14 protein-coding genes are annotated in these 20045 nt (G+C 67.3%); 2 read left to right on the top strand and 12 right to left on the bottom strand.

The window, feature by feature from the left end:
• Positions 1 to 518: 518 nt before the first annotated feature.
• From AC1DH3_RS08595 to AC1DH3_RS08585, 3 genes are read right to left on the bottom strand one after another with little or no spacing between them, the layout of a single operon-like run.
• Positions 519 to 4199, bottom strand: coding sequence for a 1,4-alpha-glucan branching enzyme (locus AC1DH3_RS08595; RefSeq protein ID WP_476909056.1), 3681 nt, complete (start codon positions 4197 to 4199; stop codon positions 519 to 521).
• Between the two features lies 1 nt (position 4200).
• Positions 4201 to 5997: a maltose alpha-D-glucosyltransferase gene (gene treS, locus AC1DH3_RS08590; protein ID WP_441419054.1), complete on the bottom strand. Its 1797-nt coding sequence runs from the start codon at positions 5995 to 5997 to the stop codon at positions 4201 to 4203.
• Positions 5994 to 8075: an alpha-1,4-glucan--maltose-1-phosphate maltosyltransferase gene (locus AC1DH3_RS08585; protein ID WP_476909055.1), complete on the bottom strand. Its 2082-nt coding sequence runs from the start codon at positions 8073 to 8075 to the stop codon at positions 5994 to 5996. The genes treS and AC1DH3_RS08585 overlap by 4 nt, the downstream gene beginning before the upstream one ends.
• 140 nt (positions 8076 to 8215) lie before the next feature.
• On the opposite strand from AC1DH3_RS08585, the gene glgP reads away from it, so the two are divergent.
• A complete protein-coding gene (gene glgP, locus AC1DH3_RS08580) occupies positions 8216 to 10834 on the top strand; it encodes an alpha-glucan family phosphorylase (RefSeq protein WP_476909054.1) in 2619 nt (872 codons plus the stop codon).
• Positions 10835 to 10913: 79 nt separating this feature from the next.
• Here the strand turns inward: glgP and AC1DH3_RS08575 are convergent, their stop codons facing one another.
• From AC1DH3_RS08575 to glgX, 3 genes are read right to left on the bottom strand one after another with little or no spacing between them, the layout of a single operon-like run.
• Positions 10914 to 11270: a barstar family protein gene (locus AC1DH3_RS08575; protein ID WP_441419051.1), complete on the bottom strand. Its 357-nt coding sequence runs from the start codon at positions 11268 to 11270 to the stop codon at positions 10914 to 10916.
• A 7-nt stretch (positions 11271 to 11277) separates the two neighbouring features.
• Positions 11278 to 11772, bottom strand: coding sequence for a guanyl-specific ribonuclease (locus AC1DH3_RS08570; RefSeq protein WP_476892786.1), 495 nt, complete (start codon positions 11770 to 11772; stop codon positions 11278 to 11280).
• 18 nt (positions 11773 to 11790) lie between these two features.
• Positions 11791 to 13905, bottom strand: coding sequence for a glycogen debranching protein GlgX (glgX, locus tag AC1DH3_RS08565; RefSeq protein WP_476909053.1), 2115 nt, complete (start codon positions 13903 to 13905; stop codon positions 11791 to 11793).
• 113 nt (positions 13906 to 14018) lie between these two features.
• On the opposite strand from glgX, the gene AC1DH3_RS08560 reads away from it, so the two are divergent.
• A complete protein-coding gene (locus tag AC1DH3_RS08560; protein WP_476909052.1) occupies positions 14019 to 14825 on the top strand; it encodes a carbon-nitrogen hydrolase family protein in 807 nt (268 codons plus the stop codon).
• 66 nt (positions 14826 to 14891) lie between these two features.
• On the opposite strand, the gene rlmB is transcribed toward AC1DH3_RS08560, so the two are convergent.
• The 6 genes from rlmB to AC1DH3_RS08530 all read right to left on the bottom strand — a co-directional run bounded on the left by rlmB (position 14892) and on the right by AC1DH3_RS08530 (position 19920).
• Positions 14892 to 15878: a 23S rRNA (guanosine(2251)-2'-O)-methyltransferase RlmB gene (gene rlmB / locus AC1DH3_RS08555; RefSeq protein WP_441419047.1), complete on the bottom strand. Its 987-nt coding sequence runs from the start codon at positions 15876 to 15878 to the stop codon at positions 14892 to 14894.
• A 124-nt stretch (positions 15879 to 16002) separates the two neighbouring features.
• Positions 16003 to 17472: a cysteine--tRNA ligase gene (cysS, locus tag AC1DH3_RS08550; RefSeq protein WP_441419046.1), complete on the bottom strand. Its 1470-nt coding sequence runs from the start codon at positions 17470 to 17472 to the stop codon at positions 16003 to 16005.
• A 40-nt stretch (positions 17473 to 17512) separates the two neighbouring features.
• Positions 17513 to 17866: a hypothetical protein gene (locus AC1DH3_RS08545; protein WP_476892787.1), complete on the bottom strand. Its 354-nt coding sequence runs from the start codon at positions 17864 to 17866 to the stop codon at positions 17513 to 17515.
• A gap of 75 nt (positions 17867 to 17941) precedes the next feature.
• Positions 17942 to 18457, bottom strand: coding sequence for a 2-C-methyl-D-erythritol 2,4-cyclodiphosphate synthase (gene ispF / locus AC1DH3_RS08540; RefSeq protein ID WP_476909051.1), 516 nt, complete (start codon positions 18455 to 18457; stop codon positions 17942 to 17944).
• A gap of 2 nt (positions 18458 to 18459) precedes the next feature.
• The gene (gene ispD / locus AC1DH3_RS08535; RefSeq protein WP_476909050.1) at positions 18460 to 19278 is read right to left on the bottom strand and encodes a 2-C-methyl-D-erythritol 4-phosphate cytidylyltransferase; all 819 of its coding nucleotides are present in this window, start codon (positions 19276 to 19278) and stop codon (positions 18460 to 18462) included.
• 159 nt (positions 19279 to 19437) lie between these two features.
• Positions 19438 to 19920: a CarD family transcriptional regulator gene (locus AC1DH3_RS08530; RefSeq protein ID WP_026266570.1), complete on the bottom strand. Its 483-nt coding sequence runs from the start codon at positions 19918 to 19920 to the stop codon at positions 19438 to 19440.
• Positions 19921 to 20045 lie beyond the last annotated feature (125 nt).

Genomic DNA, 20045 nt, shown 5'->3' with positions numbered 1-20045 from the left:
CCAGGATCAAACTCTCCGTTGAAGTAAAACAGACACACCATGCAACCCCGGGAAAACGGGATAAACACAATGCACAAAATTTGAAACCAGCTAAAAACACCGRACCCAACCACGGGGTGGCAGGCCCGGCACAATCAACCAATTCAATAMAAAATTGGTATCAACAAACTTGGCACACTATTGAGTTCTCAAACAACAGACACACCCGGCACCACCCAAACCCAACGGTCCAGGATCGCTCCGGAGCAACTTTTCAAACTTACCCGCGTGCTTCACCCTAGTCAAATCAGCGGTCCGACTCAGTCTTGCCATAGGCTTCTCGGTCTTCTTAGCGGATCAACTCCGGGGAGCAGCGCGGAAATAAACTCTACCACCACTTGAGCCGGGTGACAAAGCGGCCCCGGCGGTCTCTCCTGCGGCCCGGATCGGCGGCCGGTGCAGGACACGGAAAAGCCCGGAATCCCAAGGATTCCGGGCCCTCCGATCGAGATGGCCGTTACAGCCATGCCGTCACGTGGCTAGCTGATCGGCTTGAAGTAGGCGGCGCCCAGCGGAGGCAACGTCACGGTGAGCGTGGCGGGCTGGCCGTCGGTGCCGCCGTCGGCCGCTGTCAGGGTGCCCTCGTTCAGGACACCCGAGCCGCCGTAGGCAGCGGCGTCGGTGTTTAGGACTTCCTGCCACTGCCCCACGGCCGGGACGCCCAAGCGGAAGTCCTGGTGCGGGGAGCCGGAGAAGTTGAAGGCGCACACCAGCTCGTTGCCGGCGGCGTCCCGGCGGATAAAGGTCAGCACGTTCCGGTCCGCGTCCCCGCCGTTGATCCACTGGAAGCCGTCGGGGTCATTGTCGCGTTCGTACAAGGCCGGAGTGGAGCTGTACAACTCGTTCAGGTCCTTGGTCAGGAGCTGCACGCCGCGGTGCGCGGGGATGTCGGCCAGCCACCAGTCCAGGCCGTACTGTTCTGACCATTCCGCTTCCTGGCCGAACTCGGTGCCCATGAAAATTAGCTGCTTGCCCGGGTGGGCCCACTGGTAGCCCAGGAAGGCCCGCAGGTTCGCGAGCTGCTGCCAACGGTCGCCGGGCATCTTGCGCAGCATGGAGCCCTTGCCGTGCACAACCTCGTCGTGGCTGATCGGCAGCAGGAAATTTTCCGTGTAGGCGTAAACCAGGGAGAACGTGATGGTGCCGTGGTGCCACTTCCGGTTGAACGGGTCCTCGGCCATGTACTTGAGCGAGTCGTGCATCCAGCCCATGTTCCACTTGATGCCGAAGCCCAGGCCACCCTGGCTGGTGGGGGCGGTGACCCCCGGGAATGCCGTGGATTCCTCGGCGATCATGACCGCACCGGGGTGCGTCTTGTAGACCGTTGCGTTGACCTCCTGCAGGAAGGAGATCGCCTCGAGGTTCTCGCGGCCGCCAAAGCGGTTCGGCTGCCACTGGCCCTCCTCACGGGAGTAATCCAGGTAGAGCATCGAGGCCACGGCGTCGACGCGGAGGCCGTCGATGTGGAACTCGTCCAGCCAGTAGAGGGCGTTGGCGACCAGGAAGTTGCGGACTTCGCTGCGGCCGAAGTCGAAGATCAGCGTGCCCCAGTCCGGGTGTTCGCCCAGGTTCGGATCGGAGTGCTCGTACAGCGGCCCACCATCGAATTGGGCCAGCGCCCAGGCATCCTTGGGGAAGTGCGCCGGCACCCAGTCCAACAGCACGCCGATCCCGGCCTGGTGCAGTTCGTCCACGAGGTGCCGGAACTCGTCCGGGTGCCCGAAGCGCGAGGTGGGTGCGAAGTAGGACGTGACCTGGTAGCCCCACGATCCGCCGAAGGGGTGTTCCGCGACGGGCATGAACTCCACGTGGGTGAAGCCGAGCCACTTCACGTACTCCACGAGTTCCTTGGCCAGCTGACGGTAGTCGAGCCCGACCCGCCAGGACCCAAGGTGGACCTCATAGACGCTCATCGCGGCATTGTGTGGATCCCGGGCCGCGCGGGCCTTCATCCATTCCTCGTCCTTGAAGGCGTAAGAGGGCTCGACGACGCGGGACGCCGTCAGCGGAGGAACCTCCGTGCCGAAGGCAAGCGGATCGGCCTTCTCCACCCAGTGCCCGTGCTTGGTCTTGATCTCGAATTTGTAGCACGCCCCTGCTATAACGCCGGGGATGAACAGTTCCCACACCCCGGAGGAGCCGAGGGAGCGCATGGAGAATTCCCGGCCGTCCCAGCCGTTGAAGTCGCCCTTGACCCGCACGGCCTGGGCGTTCGGGGCCCACACCGCGAAGGACACGCCGTCAACGTCGCCCAGGACGGACTTGTAGTGCTGGACGTGTGCGCCCAGCACATCCCAGAGGCGCTCGTGCCGGCCTTCGCCGATCAGGTGCAGGTCGATCTCCCCCACCGTCGGCAGGTAGCGGTAAGGCTCGTCGGCCTGCTGCGGTGCCTGGCCTTCATAAGTGACCTCAAGCCGGTAGTCCGGAACGTGCCCTTCGTCCAGCGGGTCCAGCACGGCCACCCACACGCCGCCGGATTCGTGCGACATCGGGAAACTGCCGGCCGCAGTGACCACGGAGACGGCTTCCGCGAGGTGCTTCACGGTGCGGATGGTGACGTGGCCGTAGTCGTCGAGGTGCGCGCCAAGGACCGAATGCGGCGCGTGGTGCTCGCCGGCGGCGACGCGCGCAAGGGTCTCCGCGTCCACGGGAAACGGGACTCCGGGTCGATCGGTACGTGCTGAACCTGTCATTTTGTTACCTTCCGCTGCGGCTTCGGCGGGAACGCCGGGGCCTGTACTGCCGAGGAGACGACGGGATGCATTCACCGGGATGGCGAGCCAGTCCGGCCTGTTCCGTAGTTCGTAAACAACTTCGTAGAGAGCCTTGTCCAGCCACAACGCCACGAACAGGGGCGAGTCGCGGTCGATCGTGCCGGGGGTGACTTCCGCATAACCGGCCAGGAAGGCCTCGGCGCAGTCGTCCACCCAGGCCGCGGGGACGACGGCGTCGTCGTACTCGCGGACAGCGGCGCCGGCGGCGTAGTCGAAGGACCGCAGCATGCCGACCACGTCGCGGAGCGGCACGTCCGGGAAGTTGCGTTCGGAGATCGGGCGCAGCGGCTCCCCTTCGAAGTCCAGGATCGCCCAGCGGGCCGGTTTCCCGGGTCCGCCGGGGACCTGCAGGATCTGGCCGAGATGCAGGTCGCCGTGGATCCGCTGCAGCCGGCCGGCACTGCTGCCTTCGAGCCGCGTAAGGAGCGCCTCAAGTTCATCGTCGAAGGGCCCGACGGCGGCGCCGGCTTCCGCCCACGACTGCCGGACCCGCTGGGCGACGCCGGGCGCGATGTCCCCGCCCGGCACGGACTCCGCTGCGGTGCCGAGCGCCTCGGCGAGCCGACGGTGCACGGTGGCCGTGGCGACGCCCAGGGCGCGGGCTTCGGCGGTGAAGTCGGTGCCGGTGCTGGCCGCGTCCACGGCCAGGCGCCAGGCGTCCAGGCCGCCGGCCAGGAATTCGTGCGCGACGGCGAGCTCGCCGCGGGCGGTCGAGGCACCCCCGGGGACGGTCCATTCGCCGGTGACCCAGCCGAGGGTGGCCGGGACCTCAACGGTGCGGCCGGCGGTCAGGGCCGCACCGATCTCGACTTCGGGATTCTGCCCCTCGGACAGCACCCGGAAGAATTTGAGGATCGCCGCGGAGGCGCCGTCGTCCACTATGACCGAACTGTTGGACTGCTCGCCGGAGAGCACCCGGACCTTGCCAGTGGCGAACGGCAGCCGGTAATCGGATTCCACCAGGTGCCCGGCGGCCGTGCCGTCGCTTGTGGCGGCGCGTTCGCGCATGAGTTCAAGCCAGGCCGCGATAAACGCCGGGTCGTGCACGCCGTCGTAGATCCAGCCGTGTGCCGCGTCCGTGCCGTCCGCGGGAATCTCCCCGAGCAGGGCGGCTCCCGCACCCGCCAGCGGCAGGGCGCGGGAGCTGAGCGGCACCTGCACGACGTCGGTGCGGTTGCCGTCCGCCGTCGGGTACGTCACCGCGAGCAGCAGAACTTCAAGCTCCGCGCCGATCTCCGGCGTCGCGGCCGCCGGGCCGGCGCCGAGGCGCACACGGCCCGCCGGCTCGAAGCTGAAGTGCGCGCTCTTGACGGGGAACCAGCGCTGGCGCGGCAGCCAGCTGCGGAGCAGGGCGTCCAGCGCGGGGGAAAGGGTGGGTCGGGTCATTTCAGCCTTCGATGGACAGGATAGGCATCGCCTGGGTGTGGGGCGAGGCCGGGTTGGATGCGGCCGAACGGATCCGCAGCCAGAAGAAGTCGTGGCTGCCCAGGGTGAGGGTCAGCGTGCCGTCGTCGGAAATGGCGGGGAACGCCTGACCGCCGAAAACGTCGCGGAGCCCGCGGCCGGCATACTGCGGCACCCTCAGCGTGGTGGCCACCGGATGCTGGGACAGGTTGAACGCACACAGGATGGTCTCTGCCTCCTCGCCGGCGGCGTTGCCCGCCGGTAGGTCGCGCAGGTAGGAAAGGACGACGTCGTGATCCGCCTCGACGTGCTGGAACGAGCCGAGCCCGAAGGCGGGGTGGTTCCTGCGGACGCTGAGGATCTGACGGGTCCAGCGCAGCAGCGAGCCGGAGTGGGCGGCCTCGGCTTCAACGTTGGCCATGCTGTAGTTGTAGACCAGCGACTGGATCACCGGGAGGTAGAGCTTGCCCGGGTCGGCGTTGGAGAACCCGGCGTTGCGGTCCGGGTTCCATTGCATCGGGGTGCGGACCGCGTCGCGGTCCTCGAGCCAGATGTTGTCGCCCATGCCGATTTCGTCTCCGTAGTACAGGAACGGGCTTCCCGGCAGCGAGAGCAGCAACGCGTTGATCAGTTCGATCTCGGAGCGGGAGTTGTCCAGCAGCGGTGCCAGCCGGCGGCGGATGCCGATGTTGGCGCGCATGCGGGGGTCCGGCGCGTACCAGCCGAGCATCGCGGCGCGCTCGTCGGCCGTGACCATTTCCAGAGTGAGCTCGTCATGGTTGCGAAGGAAGGTGCCCCATTGGGCGCCCTCGGGAATGTCCGGGGTGTCCTTCATCGTCTCGATGATGGGCGCGGCCTTCTGGTCCCGCAACGCGTAGTACAGCCGCGGCATGATCGGGAAGTGGAAGGCCATGTGGCATTCCGGTTCCTCTTCGGTGCCGAAGTACTCCACCACTTCGGCCGGCGGCTGGTTGGCTTCGGCGATGATCACACGGCCGGGGTAGCTTTCGTCGACCATCCGGCGCAGCTGGCGCAGGAACTCGTGGGTGGCCGGCAGGTTCTCGCAGTTGGTGCCCTCCTCCTCGAAGAGGTAGGGAATGGCGTCGGCGCGGAAGCCGTCAATGCCTTGGTCCAGCCAGAACCGCACGACGTCGAACAGGGCATCGATCACCTTGGGGTTCTCGAAGTTCAGGTCCGGCTGGTGGGAGAAGAATCGGTGCCAGAAGAACTGGCGGCGGATCGGATCGAAGGTCCAGTTGGATTCCTCGGTATCCACGAAGATGATGCGGGCGTCCTGGTACTTCTCGTCCGTGTCGCTCCACACGTAGAAATCTCCGAACGGGCCGTCCGGGTCCTTGCGCGACTCCTGGAACCAGGGGTGCTGGTCCGAGGTGTGGTTCAGCGGCAGGTCGATGATGACCCGGACGCCGCGGGCGTGGGCCTCCGCGACGAGCCGCTTGAAGTCGCTGATGGTGCCGAATTCGTCCAGCACCGAGTTGTAGTCCGAGATGTCGTAGCCGCCGTCGCGCAGCGGAGACTGGAAGAAGGGCGGCAGCCAGAGGCAGTCGACGCCGAGCCACTGCAGGTAGTCCAGCTTCTCGATCAGGCCGTGGAAGTCGCCGGAGCCGTCGCCGTTGCCGTCGGCGAAACCACGCACCAGGACCTCGTAAAAGACCGCCTTCCGGTACCAGTGCGGGTCGTGCTGGAGTCCGGGAGCGTTCAGTTCGAAAGTCCCCTTCGGGGTGAAGTGCTGGTTGGGGTTGCTCGGGCTGAAACTCACGGGCGCTGCCTCCGGATGCTCAGGATGTGGGCTGGTTCGACATGTGCGTCAAGGCGTACGTAGTTGTACTCCCCCCATTCCCAGCTTTCGCCGGTCAGCAGGTCATCGACGACGAAGCGGCCGTTGTGCGTCAGGTCCTCAGGGTCCAGCTCCAGCGCCGCCAGGTCCAGCGTCACCGTGCTCTCCCGGATGCCATGCGGATCCACGTTGACCACGACGATCAAGGTGTCCTTGCTGCCGTCCGGGAGGGTCTTGTGCTTTGAGTAGACCACCGTGGCGTTGTCCGTGCTCTGGTGCACCGTGAGGTTCTGCAGGTCGCCGAGGGCCGGGTGGGTGTGCCGGATCTCGTTGAGCCGGGTGAGGTACGGGGCCAGGGTGCGGCCGGACTCCGCCGCGGCGTCCCAGTCGCGGGCCTTGTACTCGAACTTCTCGTTGTCGATGTACTCCTCCGCGCCCGGCCGGGCGACGTGCTCGTACAGTTCGTAGCCGGCATAGACGCCCCAGATGGGGCTGGCGGTGGCGGCAAGCGTGGCACGGATCTTGAACGCCGCCGGTCCGCCGAACTGCAGGTACTCGGTGAGGATGTCCGGGGTGTTGACGAAGAAGTTCGGACGGAAGTAGGCCGGGGATTCGTGGCTGACCTCCTGGAAGTACTCCTCCAGCTCCTCCTTGGTGTTGCGCCAGGTGAAGTAGGTGTACGACTGCTGGAACCCGGCCCGTCCCAGCGCGTGCATCATCGCCGGCCGGGTGAAGGCCTCGGCCAGGAAGACGACCTCGGGGTCCTTCTTGTTGACCTTGGCGATCAGCCATTCCCAGAACCACACCGGCTTGGTGTGCGGGTTGTCCACGCGGAAGATCTTGACGCCGTGGCTGATCCAGAGCTGGACGATCCGCAGGATCTCGTTGGACAGGCCCGCCGGGTCGTTGTCAAAGTTCAGCGGGAAGATGTCCTGGTACTTCTTCGGCGGGTTTTCGGCGTAGGCGATGCTGCCGTCCACGCGGGTGGTGAACCATTCCGGATGGCTCTGCACCCAGGGGTGGTCCGGGGCGGCTTGCAGCGCGAGGTCCAACGCCACCTCCAGTCCCAGTTCGCCGGCGCGCGCCACGAAGGCGTCGAAGTCCTCAAAGGTGCCCAGGTCCGGGTGGATGGCGTCGTGGCCGCCTTCCTTGGCACCGATCGCCCACGGGGAGCCGGGGTCGTGCGGGCCGGCCAGCAGGGTGTTGTTCGGGCCCTTACGGTGCTGGGTACCGATCGGGTGGATCGGCGGCATGTAGATGATGTCGAAACCCATCGCGGCGACGGCATCGAGCCGCTTCGCGGCGGTGCGGAACGTCCCGGAGGTCCACTCGCCGGTTTCGTGGTTGCGGACGGCGCCCTCCGAGCGGGGGAAGAATTCGTACCAGGCGCCTCGGCCGGCGAGCTCGCGCTCCACCAGCAGCGGATACGGCTCGGAGACGGTCACCAGTTCCCGGATCGGCTGGCGCGCAACCACATCGGCGACGTCGGCGCTGAAGCCGGCGGCGAGGCGCTCCTCCGGGGTCTTCGAACCATCGGACAGGCCGACGACGGCGATCCGCAGGGTCCGCCGATCGGCGGAGGGACGGGTGGCGTCCTCGGAGGCCTCGGTCAGCAGGGCGGCGCCCTCGGCCAGCATCAGCTCGACGTCGATGCCCGCTTCGATCTTGACTTCGGCGTTGTGGTGCCAGGTGCCGTAGCGGTCGTGCCAGGCCTCGATAACGAACGCCCACTTGCCGGTGCCGGACGGGGTGAGCAGGCCTTCCCAACGGTCGGTGCCCTTGCCCCGGTCCCCGCGCGGCGGGGCCAGACGGACGCGCTGCCGCTCCTTACCCCGCGGGTCCAGGAGCACGGCGCTGACGCCGAGCATGTCGTGGCCCTCGCGGAAGGCAGTGGCGCCGACCACGATGCTCTCTCCGACGACTGCCTTGGCTGGGAACTTTCCGTCTTCGACCGCGGGCTGCACGGCGGTGATTGGAAACCTGCCGAATTTAAGGCCTTCCGTGATCAGGGCCTTCGGCTTTTGCTTGGACACGGCACTGGTTCGCGAGTTAGTCGTCACAGCCTCGACGTTATCTACAAATCGCACAGAATGCTAAGGCTGCTCAGTTTTTTGGGTGAATCCCGAGGTCAATCCGACATTTACCGGAAAGAAACCCAAAGCTGTTCCGGGGCTCTGCGTTGTCCGTTAGTGTTTCGCTGGTGAAGGCTATCCGCAGATTTACCGTCCGAACTGTTCTTCCCGAATCGATCCGGCCCCTGGCGCGGCTCGCCACCAACCTGCGCTGGTCGTGGCACCTGCCGACCCGGGAGCTCTTCGAGCAGCTAAACCCGGCCATCTGGGCCGAGAGCGCCCACGATCCGGTGACCTTCCTGGGCCTCGTCAGCAGGGAAGAGCTGCAGCGCCTCGCCGCGGACCAGGACGTGGTGCGCCGTGTCCACGCGGCCGCCGAGGATCTGGACCGCTACCTGGAGCAGCCCCGCTGGTACCAGAGCCTGGGCGAGGACGCGCCCCGTTGCATCGCGTACTTCTCGCCCGAGTTCGGCATCACCGAGGTGCTGCCGCAGTATTCCGGCGGACTCGGCATTCTGGCCGGCGACCACCTGAAGGCGGCCTCGGACCTTGGCGTTCCCCTGATCGGTGTCGGCCTGCTCTACCAGGCCGGCTACTTCAAGCAGTCCCTGTCCCGCGACGCCTGGCAGCAGGAGACCTACCCCGTCCTCGACCCGGACGGACTGCCGCTGACCCTGCTCCGTGAGCCGGCCCCGGACGGTAACGGCCGGCCCATCCAGATCTCCCTGCCGCTCCCCCACGGCCGGCGCCTGCTGGCGCACGTGTGGCGCGCCGACGTCGGACGCGTCCCGCTGTTGCTGCTGGATTCCAACGTGGCGGGCAACGACGACGCGGCGCGCGGCGTCACCGACCGCCTTTACGGCGGCGGCGGCGACCACCGGCTGCAACAGGAACTCCTGCTGGGGATGGGCGGGGTCAAGGCGCTGCGGGCCTACCAGCGTCTGACCGGCGCCCCCGCGCCGGAGGTGTTCCACACGAACGAAGGCCACGCCGGCTTCCTGGGAGTCGAACGCATCCAGGAACTGATGTCCGGGGAGCACCCGCTCAGCTGGGAAGAAGCCCTGACCGCGGGCCGCGCCTCCACCGTGTTCACCACGCACACCCCGGTCCCGGCCGGCATCGACCGCTTCGAGACCTCGCAGATCGAGCACTTTTTCACCGCGGGCCTGGCCCCCGATGTGCCGATCGCAAAGATTCTGGACCTGGGCCGCGAGGACTTTGCCGACGGCAACCCGTTCGTCTTCAACATGGCCGTGATGGGGCTACGGCTGGCCCAGCGCGCCAACGGCGTCGCGAAGCTGCACGGCGTCGTCTCCCGCGGCATGTTCTCCGCGCTCTGGCCCGGGTTCGACCATGCCGAGGTGCCCATCACGTCGGTCACCAACGGCGTGCACGTGCCCACCTGGGTGGATCCCCGCGTATCCCAGCTGGCCCGTGAACAGTTCGGCGCCGACGCCGAGACGGAGGGCCGCTGGGACCTGGCCTACAACGTTAGCGACGAAGCCCTCTGGGCGCTGCGGCGCGAAATGCGGGTCTCGCTGGTCGAAGACGTCCGCCGCCGGCTCCGGGCCGCCTGGAAGAAGCGCGGCGCCGCCGACGCCGAGCTGTCCTGGACGGATTCGGTGCTGGACCCGGACATCCTCACTATCGGCTTCGCCCGCCGCGTGCCGACCTACAAACGCCTCACCCTGATGCTGCGCGATCCGGACCGACTCAAGGCCCTGCTGCTGCATAAGACCCACCCGATCCAGCTGGTTATTGCGGGCAAGTCGCACCCGGCGGACGATGCCGGCAAGAAGATGATCCAGGATCTGGTTCGTTTCACCGACGACCCCGCGGTCCGGCACCGGATCGCGTTCCTAACCAACTACGACATCGCCATGGCCAGGACCCTCTTCCCCGGCTGCGATGTGTGGCTGAACAACCCGCTGCGCCCACTCGAGGCATGCGGCACCTCGGGGATGAAGGCCGCCCTGAACGGCTCGCTCAACCTCTCCGTGCTGGATGGCTGGTGGGATGAAATGTACGACGGCGAGAACGGCTGGGCAATCCCGACGGCGAACAACGACGCGTCCCCGGAGGAACGCGACGACATTGAAGCCTCGGCCCTGTACGAGCTCCTCGAAAGCCAGGTGGCGCCGAAGTTCTACGGGCTCACCGTCTCCGACGAGGCGGGCGCCGCCGGCCCCTCCCAGTCCGTGGCGCAGAAGGTGCCCACGCACTGGGTCTCGATGATCAAGCACACCATGTCCCACCTCGGTCCGGCCGTGTCCGCGGACCGGATGCTGCAGGACTACGTCAACGTCCTCTACCGGCCGGCCGCGGTGGCCGGGCGGAAGGCGTCGGCGGACAACTTTGCCGCAGCGAAGGAGCTCGCCGCCTGGTCCTCGCAGCTCCGCGCCGCCTGGCCCCAGATCCAGGTTGAGCATGTGGACTCGGTGGGCGTCTCCGAGGACCCGCAGATCGGCGACGACCTGCAGGTGAACGCCTACGTGGCACTCCACAACCTGCGGCCGGAGGATGTGGCGGTGGAGGTGGCCTTCGGCCGGGCCGAGGACAGCGATGAGCTGACCGATGTCACCGTGGCGGAGCTGCAGTCCGTGGAAGACCTGGGCAAAGGCCGGTACCTGTTCAGCGGGACCCTGGTGATCGACCGGTCCGGATCCTTCGGTTACACCGTCCGGGTGCTGCCCAAGCACGAGGGGCTGGCGTCCAAGGCCGAGCTGGGCCTGATCGTGAACGCATAGCCGGTTAGCGGATTTGCTCGGTTGTTCTCGCGCTTTCGGATCAGCTCGCCTTCTAGGGCGCTGAGGGGTCTTGCGGGGGTTAGAGGCAGACGGCGATGACGGTCAGGTCCTTGCCCGCGTAGCGTTCGGCGTCTTGCAGGATTTCGCAGATGACGCCGAAGGTGCGGTCGCCGCGGAAGGCGGCCGGGACCTGCCAGATCAGGGTGACCGGCCGCTGCCCGTCGTCGCTGACAGCGTCGGCGAAGTCGTGCAGCGAGTCGTTGAGGGCGTCAAGGTTCACGCCGTAGTGCTCGGGGAAGTCCAGCGCCTCACCGAAGGTCCGCAGCACCGCCTTCTTGGAGTCCGCGGCGGGGATCACGAGCGCCCGGCGGCCGGCGTCGTGGACTTGCGCCTGCAATTCCTCGAGGGTCCAAGTGTCGGCGGAGAAAATCTTCATGGTTTCCCTACTTGCCTTCGGCAATAAATTTGAACGTTTCGTAATGGTCGGCGGTGTAGTATTTTTCGCCGGCCGCACCCGCCACGATCCGGCGCGCGCCCCGGTCCGACTCCCCGGGAGTCCGCACGGTGAATTCCCGGTAATACCCGGAGGCTTTCCGCGGGAGAATCCTTTCGAAGTTCCCGAACGGGACATTGTCGCGCGAATACGGGTAGGGACCGCCCCTGGCGATCAGGGCAAGGGTCTGCCGCGCCTCGGCCGGAAGGTCCGACGCCTTGATCTCCGGCAGCCGGGAGGGATTGGCGACGCCGGCCGCCGGGGCCCTGCCCGGCGTCGGGGTTTGGGAGACGGTCGCCTTGGGGGCGGGGCCGCTCCGGCCGGCGTCCGGCGGGACGGTGCCGGTCTGAGGAAGGCCGGCCAGCACGAAGGCCAGCACCACAAGTCCCAGCAGAACGGCGAGCAGGGCGGTGAGCCGCCGGACGTTCATTCGTGATTCCCCCATGCCTGGCGTGTGGACACCCTAGACGCGGTAGATATTGATGGTGTTGGCCTGGACCACGTCCCGCTCGCCGGAGGAGATCCGAACGCCCTGGCGGCGGTCGTGGAGTTCCGAGGTGGTCAGCCGGAGTTCATAGAGCCGGTGGCCGCCGCCGTCGTCCGCGGGGATGACGGGAAGGGTGACCTTGACGTCCTGGGCGCTGCCGTTGACCACCACGAGGCCGTCCACGCGGCCGTCATCGGACCCCAGCAGGAGCTGGACGACCCGGTGGCCGGGATCCTGCCAGCGGTCGCCGGACATCGGTTCGCCGTGGACATCGAACCAGTGGAAATAGGACTGCTGGTCCCGTGCCGGGTAGTCGTGCGGCTGGCCGGCGAGGAACTCCTTGCGCAGCCGGATCACGCGTTTGGTGCTGCGCAGCATCGCGTGCGATTCCGGGGTGCTGGTCCAGTCGATCCAGGTGATGGGGTTGTCCTGGCAGTAGGCGTTGTTGTTTCCCTGCTGGCTGCGGCCGATCTCGTCGCCGGCGGTGATCATGGGCACGCCCTGGGAAATCATCAGCGAGGCCATCAGGTTACGGCTGGTCTGGGCACGCCGCGCGAGGACTTCCTCGTCCTCGGTGCGCCCCTCGAAGCCGTGGTTGTAGCTGCGGTTGTCGCCGTGGCCGTCGCGGTTCTGCTCGCCGTTCGCCTCGTTGTGCTTGCGGTCGTAGGAGACCAGATCGGCCAGGGTGAAGCCGTCATGCGCGGTGATGAGGTTGACCGAGGCCAGCCGGCTGCGGCCCGAGGCCGCGAACAGGCCCGCGGAACCGGACAGCGCATCGGCGAGCCGCGCCACCGAGCCGCCCTGCCCGCCGGCGTCGATCGCGGCGCGGTCCGCCAGCCAGAAGGTGCGGACGGCGTCGCGGAAATGGTCGTTCCAGTCCACCCAGCCCGCGGGGAACCGGCCTGTCTGCCAGCCGCCGTAACCGACGTCCCAGGGTTCGGCGATGAGCTTCGTTTCAGACAGCACCGGATCCGCGGCGATCGCGACCAGGAACGGGTGGCGCGGATCGAACTCGTTGTTGGCGTTGCGGCACAGCGTGACGGCGAGGTCGAACCGGAAGCCGTCGATGTGGAACTCGTTCACCCAGTACCGCAGGGAATCCAGAACCAGCTGCACCACCCGGGGCTCGCCAAAGTTCAGGGTGTTGCCGCAGCCGGTGGTGTCCACGTATTTGCCGTGGCCGTCGTGACGGTAGTACTCCAGCTCGCCCAGACCGCGGAAACTCAACGTCGGCCCGTCCGGGCCGCCTTCCGCAGTGTGGTTGTAGACGACGTCGAGGATCACCTCGAGGCCGGCGGCGTGCAGCAGTTTGACCATGCCCTTGAACTCGTCCTGCACCGCGTGGGGCCCGGCGTCCTGGGCCGCCTGGGTGGCGTAGCCGGGATGCGGCGCGAAGAACGCGGCCGTGTTGTAGCCCCAGTAGTTGGGCAGTCCAAGGTTCTGCAGGTGCGGCTCGTCGATGTGGAAGTGGACGGGCAGGAGCTGCACGGCCGTGACGCCCAGCGAGATCAGGTGCTCGACCATGGCCGGGTGCGCCATTCCCGCGTACGTGCCCTGGAGGTTCTCCGGGATGTCCGGGTGCAGCATGGTCTGGCCGCGGACGTGGGCCTCGTAGATGATCGTGTTGCGCCAGGGGGTGCGCGGCCCGTGGTCCATGCCCCAGTCGAAGTCGCCGGCCATCCGGACGCTGGTGATGAAGTCTTCGCGTTCGTCTACGCCGCGGCCGTACGGGTCCAGCAGCAGCGGCTGCGCGCCGTCGGCGTCGAAGTCCAACGTCGGCACGGAGAGCGGCAGGGCCTCCGGCTCCGGCGAGGCGCGCAGGCCGTAGCGCGAACCGGCCGGCAGTCCCTCGACGATGCCGTGGTGGACGCCGTCCGTGATGTTGGGCAGGGTCTTCAGCTGCCAGCTGCCCCCCGGGGCCTGGTAGGCGATGTCCAGGTTAGCCACCCCCGGCGCGTAGACGGCCACATTGGCGAAGGCACCCCGAGGGTCGTCCGTCGCCGCGGAACCCGTGCGCGGGACGCTGACACCGAGCGGAAACGGCCACGAGGCGTCTACGGTGGTAGCTGGATCTACATAGGACTTGACCATCGCTTAAAGCTTAGCTGGGGATAACAAATGACCCTGGTTTTCGCCGCGGGACGTCAAAGACCGTTCACAAAGCGACCCGCATACTGGGAGTAGGCGCCGAACTGGAGGTAATTGTGCGAATAGCACTGGCTCAAATCATCACCGGCCGCGAAACGGAACGGAACCTGGACCTCGTGCGGGACTACGCCCGCCGGGCCAAGGACGGCGGGGCGGAACTGGTGGTCTTTCCCGAAGCGACGATGCGCGCCTTCGGCAACTCCCTGCTGGACATCGCCGAACCCCTGGACGGGCCGTGGGCCGCAGAGGTCCGCGGCATCGCGGCCGAGCTCGGCATCGTAATCGTGGCCGGCATGTTCACCCCCGGATCGTCTACCGCCGGCACCCGCAAGGTCCGCAACACACTCCTGGTCACCGGCCCGGGCGTAGACGCCAGCTACGACAAGATCCACCTTTACGACGCCTTCGGCTTCGCCGAGTCGGACACTGTGGACGGCGGCACCCAACCCGTCACCTTCGACGCCGGCGGCATCACCTTTGGCCTGGCCACCTGCTACGACGTGCGGTTCCCGGACCTGTTCACGGAGAACGCGGAGCGCGGGGCGCAGGTCAACATTGTTTGCGCCTCCTGGGGTGCCGGGCCGGGCAAGGTCGAGCAGTGGAAGCTGTTGTCCCGGGCCCGGGCCGCGGACTCAACGACGTTCGTCCTGGCGTGCGGCCAGGGCGACCCGGCCAGCGTTGGCACCGAGCCCGCCGGGTCCGCCCCCACCGGCGTCGGGCACTCCGCCGTCGTCTCGCCCTTCGGGGAGGTCCTCCAGGAGCTCGACGGCGCCCCCGGCATGCTCTTCGCCGACCTGGACCCCGCCGTCGTCGAGGACGCCCGCGCCAAGCTCCCGGTCCTCGCCAACCGCCACAAGTTCTAGCAACGCGGGGTCACTTCTGGCCCATCCGGGGCACCCCGATGGGCCAGAAGTGACCCCGCGTTTTACTTACTTGGCGGCGCGCTGGCGGGAGATCTCGTAGAGCGAGATGCCGACGGCCATCGAGGCGTTGAGCGATTCCATGGCGGAGTCGATCGGGATGGAGACGATCTGGTCGCAGTTTTCGCGGACCAGGCGGCTCAAGCCCTTGCCTTCGGACCCGACGACGATGCAGACCGGCTCGGTGGCCAGGGCAAGGTCCGGCAGCGAGACGTCGCCGTCGCCGTCCAGGCCCAGCACGTAGATGCCCATGTTCTTGAAGGCCTTGAGCGTGCTGTTCAGGTTGGCGGCGCGGGCCACCGGGACGCGGACGGCGGCGCCGGCGCTGGTCTTCCAGGCCGAGGCGGTGACGCCGACGGAGCGGCGTTCCGGCACAATGACGCCGTGGCCGCTGAAGGCCGAGACCGAGCGGATGATCGCGCCCAGGTTGCGGGGGTCGGTGATGCCGTCGAGGGCGACGAAAAGCGGCGCGTTGGCGACGTGGCCCTTCTTCCAGCTCTCAAGGGTCTCTTCGGCCAGCTCGTAGGCGTCCTGGTATTCGTACGGCGGGATCTGCAGCACGAGGCCCTGGTGGATGGCGTCGTCCGTCATCCGGTCCAGTTCGGGCTTGCCGGTCTCCAGCAGCGGAATGCCGCGTTCGGCCGCGAGCTTGAGCGATTCCTTGACGCGGTCATCCATTTCGATCCGGATGGCGACGTGCAGGGCCTTGGCGGGGATGCCGGCGCGGAGGGCTTCGACGACGGAGTTGCGTCCGGTTACGACTTCCTCGGTGGCGCGTCCCTTCGGGCCCGAGCGGGCGCCGGGGTTGCGGGTGCCCGTGCCGCGCTTGGCTGCGGAGCGTTCCGCGAGCTGCTTGCTCTTGTGGGCCTTGTGGTAGGGACGGTCCTCCGCCTTGGGAGTGGGGCCCTTGCCCTCGAGGGCTTTACGGCCGTGACCGCCGGTCCCGACGGTGGGGCCCTTCTTCATTTTGACCGAGCGGCGACCGTTGTTGGCCATGAGTTTCACCCTTTTAACTACGCGATTCGTTGATAAGTCTGAACTCCAGTCTACTGACTCGCGTTAAATCCTCGACCGGGGGCTCCTCCGGCGGCCCGCTTCGACCCGCCGGGCGGGGACGGGTTCAGCCGCGCTTGAGGCTCCAGCTGGCGCCGTCCGCGCCGTCCTCGACGACGACGCCGGCCGCCGCGAGGGTGTCCCGGATGGCGTCCGAGGCGGCCCAGTCCTTGCCGGCGCGGGCCTGGGCGCGGGCCGCGAGCTGGGCCTCGACCAGGACCCCGAGGGCAGTGTTGGCCTGCTCGTCGACTGCCGGGGCTGCCGTGTCGTTGAGACCAAGGACACGCGTCATGTCCGTGACACTGGCCAGTGCCTGCCGGGCGTCGTCCAGCTCGCCGGCGGTGAGCGCAGTGTTGCCAGCCCGGACGGTGTCGTGCAGGACGGCGAGGGCCTGCGGGACGTTGAGGTCATCATCCATCGCCGCGGCAAAGGCGTCCGGGACGACACCGTAGCTGAAGGAGCCGAAACTGGCCGGGGCCCCGCCGTCGGCGCCGCCAAGGGTCCGGACGGCGCGGCTGATGAAGCCGTCGATCCGCTCCATCGCGGCGGCGGCCTCGCTCAATGAGGTGGGCTGGTAGTCCAGCACCGAGCGGTACTGCGCCTGGCCGAGGTAGTACCGGACCACCCGCGGCGACGCGAGTTCCAGCATGTCGGCCGGGCTGACCGTGTTGCCGATGGACTTGGACATCTTTTCGCCGGCGTAGGTGACCATGCCGTTGTGCATCCAGAAGTTCGCGAAGCCGTGGCCCGCGGCCTGGGACTGGGCCATCTCGTTTTCGTGGTGCGGGAAGCGCAGGTCCAGCCCGCCGCCGTGGATGTCGAACTCGGTGCCGAGGTACTTGGTGACCATTGCGGAGCACTCCAGATGCCAGCCCGGCCGTCCGGCGCCCCACGGCGAAGCCCAGGCCGCCGTCGCCGGCTCGCCTTCCTTGTGGCCCTTCCAGAGCGCGAAGTCGCGCGGATCCCGCTTCCCCCGGGGGTCGGCGTCGGGAGCTCCCTGCATGTCATCGAGCTTCTGCCGGGTCAATGACCCGTACTTTGCCCAGGAGCGCACATCGAAATACACGTCGCCGGAATCGTCGAGCGCCGGGTAGGCGTGTCCGCGGTCGATCAGCTGCTGGATCAGGGCGTGCATCTCGGGGATGTGGCCGGTGGCGCGCGGCTCGTAGGTGGGACGGGAGACGCCCAGGGTGTCGTAGGCCTTGAGGAATTCCTGCTCGTACCGGTAGGCCAAGGCCCACCATTCCTCCTCGCGGACAGCGCCCGGCTCGCCCTCGAATTCAGGGGCAAACGATTCGGCCGACTTCGCCAGGATCTTGTCGTCAATGTCGGTAACGTTGCGGACCACCGTGACCCGGAACCCGCGGTACTGCAGCCAGCGGGTGAGCTGGTCAAAGGCGATCGCGGAACGGATGTGCCCAACGTGCGGCATGCCCTGCACCGTGGCACCGCAGTAGTACAGGCTCACATTGCCGGGAACCAGGGGGACGAAGTCGCGGACTTCGGCGGAAGCAGTGTCGTAAAAGCGCAGGGTCACCGCTCCAGATTAGCCGATGCCCGGGAACCGGCCCGGCGGGCTACTTGCAGTGCACGCCGATCTGGTCCATCTGTTGCCGCAGCTGCGTCAGCTGCTCGGAGGTCTGCCTGCCGGTGGGGCTGGCTCCAACCTGCTTCATGATGTCGGCCATCTTCTGGATCGGTTCGGAGACTTCCGGGGCCACCTTGTCCGCGACCTCCTGGTAGTGCTGGCCGATCTGGGTGGCCTTTTCCTTGTCGCTCCCCTTGGGCACGAAGGTGTCGGTGGTGAGGAACTTGCAGCTTTCCTCAACGCTCATCCGGGGCGTGGTGGTAGCGGGCGGCGTCGCGGCGCCGGCGCACCCGGACAGCAGCGTTCCGGCTAGAAGGGCGACGACGGGAAGCAGCTTTTTCACGGGAGGTCTCCTGAGAGGTGCGGAGGGGTTGTCCCTTAAGCGTAGGCCCGATTGCCCCGCCCGGCCCGGCCGTCCTCAGACGGCCGGGTAGACCAGGGCAGTGGCTGTGGCGGCGATCCCTTCGCCGCGGCCGGTGAAGCCAAGGCCGTCGCTGGTAGTGGCCGACACACTCACAGGCGCGCCGGCGGCCTCACTGAGGACTCGCTGGGATTCCTCCCGCCGGGGACCGAACTTGGGCTTGTTCGCCACGAACTGCACGGCAATGTTGCCGATCTCAAAGCCGCCGGCGCGGACGATCCGGGCCGCCTCGGCCAGCAACGTCACGCCGGAGGCGCCAGCGTATTCGGGCCGGTCAGTACCGAAGTGCGTGCCGAGGTCCCCGATCCCGCAGGCGGAGAACAGCGCGTCCGCGGCGGCATGGGCCACGGGGTCTCCGTCGGAATGGCCGGCCAGGCCCCGTTCGCCCTCCCAGAGCAGGCCGCCGAGCCAGAGCGGCTGTGGCGCGTCCTCGGGGGCGTAGGCGTGGACGTCGATGCCGATCCCGGTCCGCGGGATCGGCACTCCGGGCTGCTGCGGCCGGTTCCCGTCCATCCTTAGCCCTCCACCCAGCGCGCGCCCAGGGGACCTTCGAGGAGGCCCTCGGCGAGGATCAGGTCCAGCGGCGTGGTGATCTTCAGCGACTGGCTGGCGCCCCGCACGGCGTACACGGGGACGCCGAGCAGTTCCACCAGCATCGCATCGTCCGTGACGGCAGCGGCTTGGGCCGCGTCGAATCCAGCGGCTGCTTCGTGAGCGCCCAGCAGGGTGGCCAGGTCGAAGCCCTGCGGCGTCTGGACAGCGCGCAGCATTTCCCGGGGGGCGGTGCCGGTGACCACTTCAGGGGCGACGTCGGTTTCGTCGCCGAAGGTTGGGTCCACCGTCTTGATGGTGTCGACGACCGGGATCACGGGGATGACGGCGACGGCGCCGGCGGTGAGGGCGGCGGCCACGCGGTGGAAGACGGCTTCCGGGGTGAGCGCCCGGGCGGCATCGTGGACGAGGACGGACTGCGTGCCCGGCGAGAGCGCGGACAGTGCGGCGCGCACGGACTCGGCGCGGCTGGCCCCGCCGTCGACAATGGTCACGTCGGGGAGCTGCACGGCTGCTCCAGGCGCGGCGGTGCGGCGGTGTTCGGCATGCAGTTCCGCGCTGAAGGTTTCGCACTGGGCCCGCAGTTCAGTGTCCCCCGGCGGGATCGCGACGCAGATCTGCCGGGCGATGCCGGCCGCGGCGACGCCCCGCAGGGCGTGCATGAGGATGCTGTCACCGCCCAGCGGCACCTTGGCCTTCGGCATGCCGTAGCCCAGGCGCTGGCCGGATCCGGCGGCGACGAGGATGACCGCTGTGACGTGAGCTGTCGATGCAGTGTTCATGCGGACAAGACTACGTCCCGGCGCCGCGCCCCAAGCCCAACTAGCTGGCAGTTGTTGTCGTTTTCAGGGCCCAAAAGGACAACAACTGCGAGTCAGTTGGGCCGGTTTGGGCAAAAAGAAGCCCCGGCGGCCGTAACGCCACCGGGGTTCGATTCTTAGTTAGGAAGCCAGGACTTCATCGAGAACGCTTGCGGCCTTCTCTTCATCAGTCTTCTCAGCCAGTGCCAGTTCTGAGATCAGAATCTGGCGGGCCTTGGCCAGCATGCGCTTCTCCCCTGCGGAGAGACCCCGGTCGTGGTCACGGCGCCACAGGTCGCGGACGACCTCTGCCACCTTGATGACGTCACCGGAAGCAAGCTTCTCCAGGTTTGCCTTGTAACGACGCGACCAGTTGGTGGGCTCTTCAGTGAACTCGGCCCGCAGCACGTCGAATACGTGCTCCAAGCCTTCCTTGCCCACTACGTCCCGGACCCCAACAAGGTCAACGTTTTCTGCTGGAACTTCAATGGTCAGATCACCCTGAGCCACCTTGAGCTTGAGATACATCTTCTCTTCGCCCTTGACAGTGCGCATCTTGATTTCTTCAATTTTGGCTGCACCGTGGTGAGGGTAAACTACTGTCTCGCCGACCTCAAAAACCATGTGGACATTCCCCTTTCCCGCAGACCAGTTTATCACGATTAAGGCATACAACTGCCATGGATCGTGCCCCGAAACCGCGCAAATCCGCGGAAAATGGCCCGAATCGGCTCCATAAAACCCTTGAC

Source organism: Arthrobacter sp. 05L428, assembly GCF_056397665.1.
The sequence above is the reverse complement of the archived record's forward strand: the minus strand, read 5'-3'. Positions and strand labels throughout refer to the sequence as shown.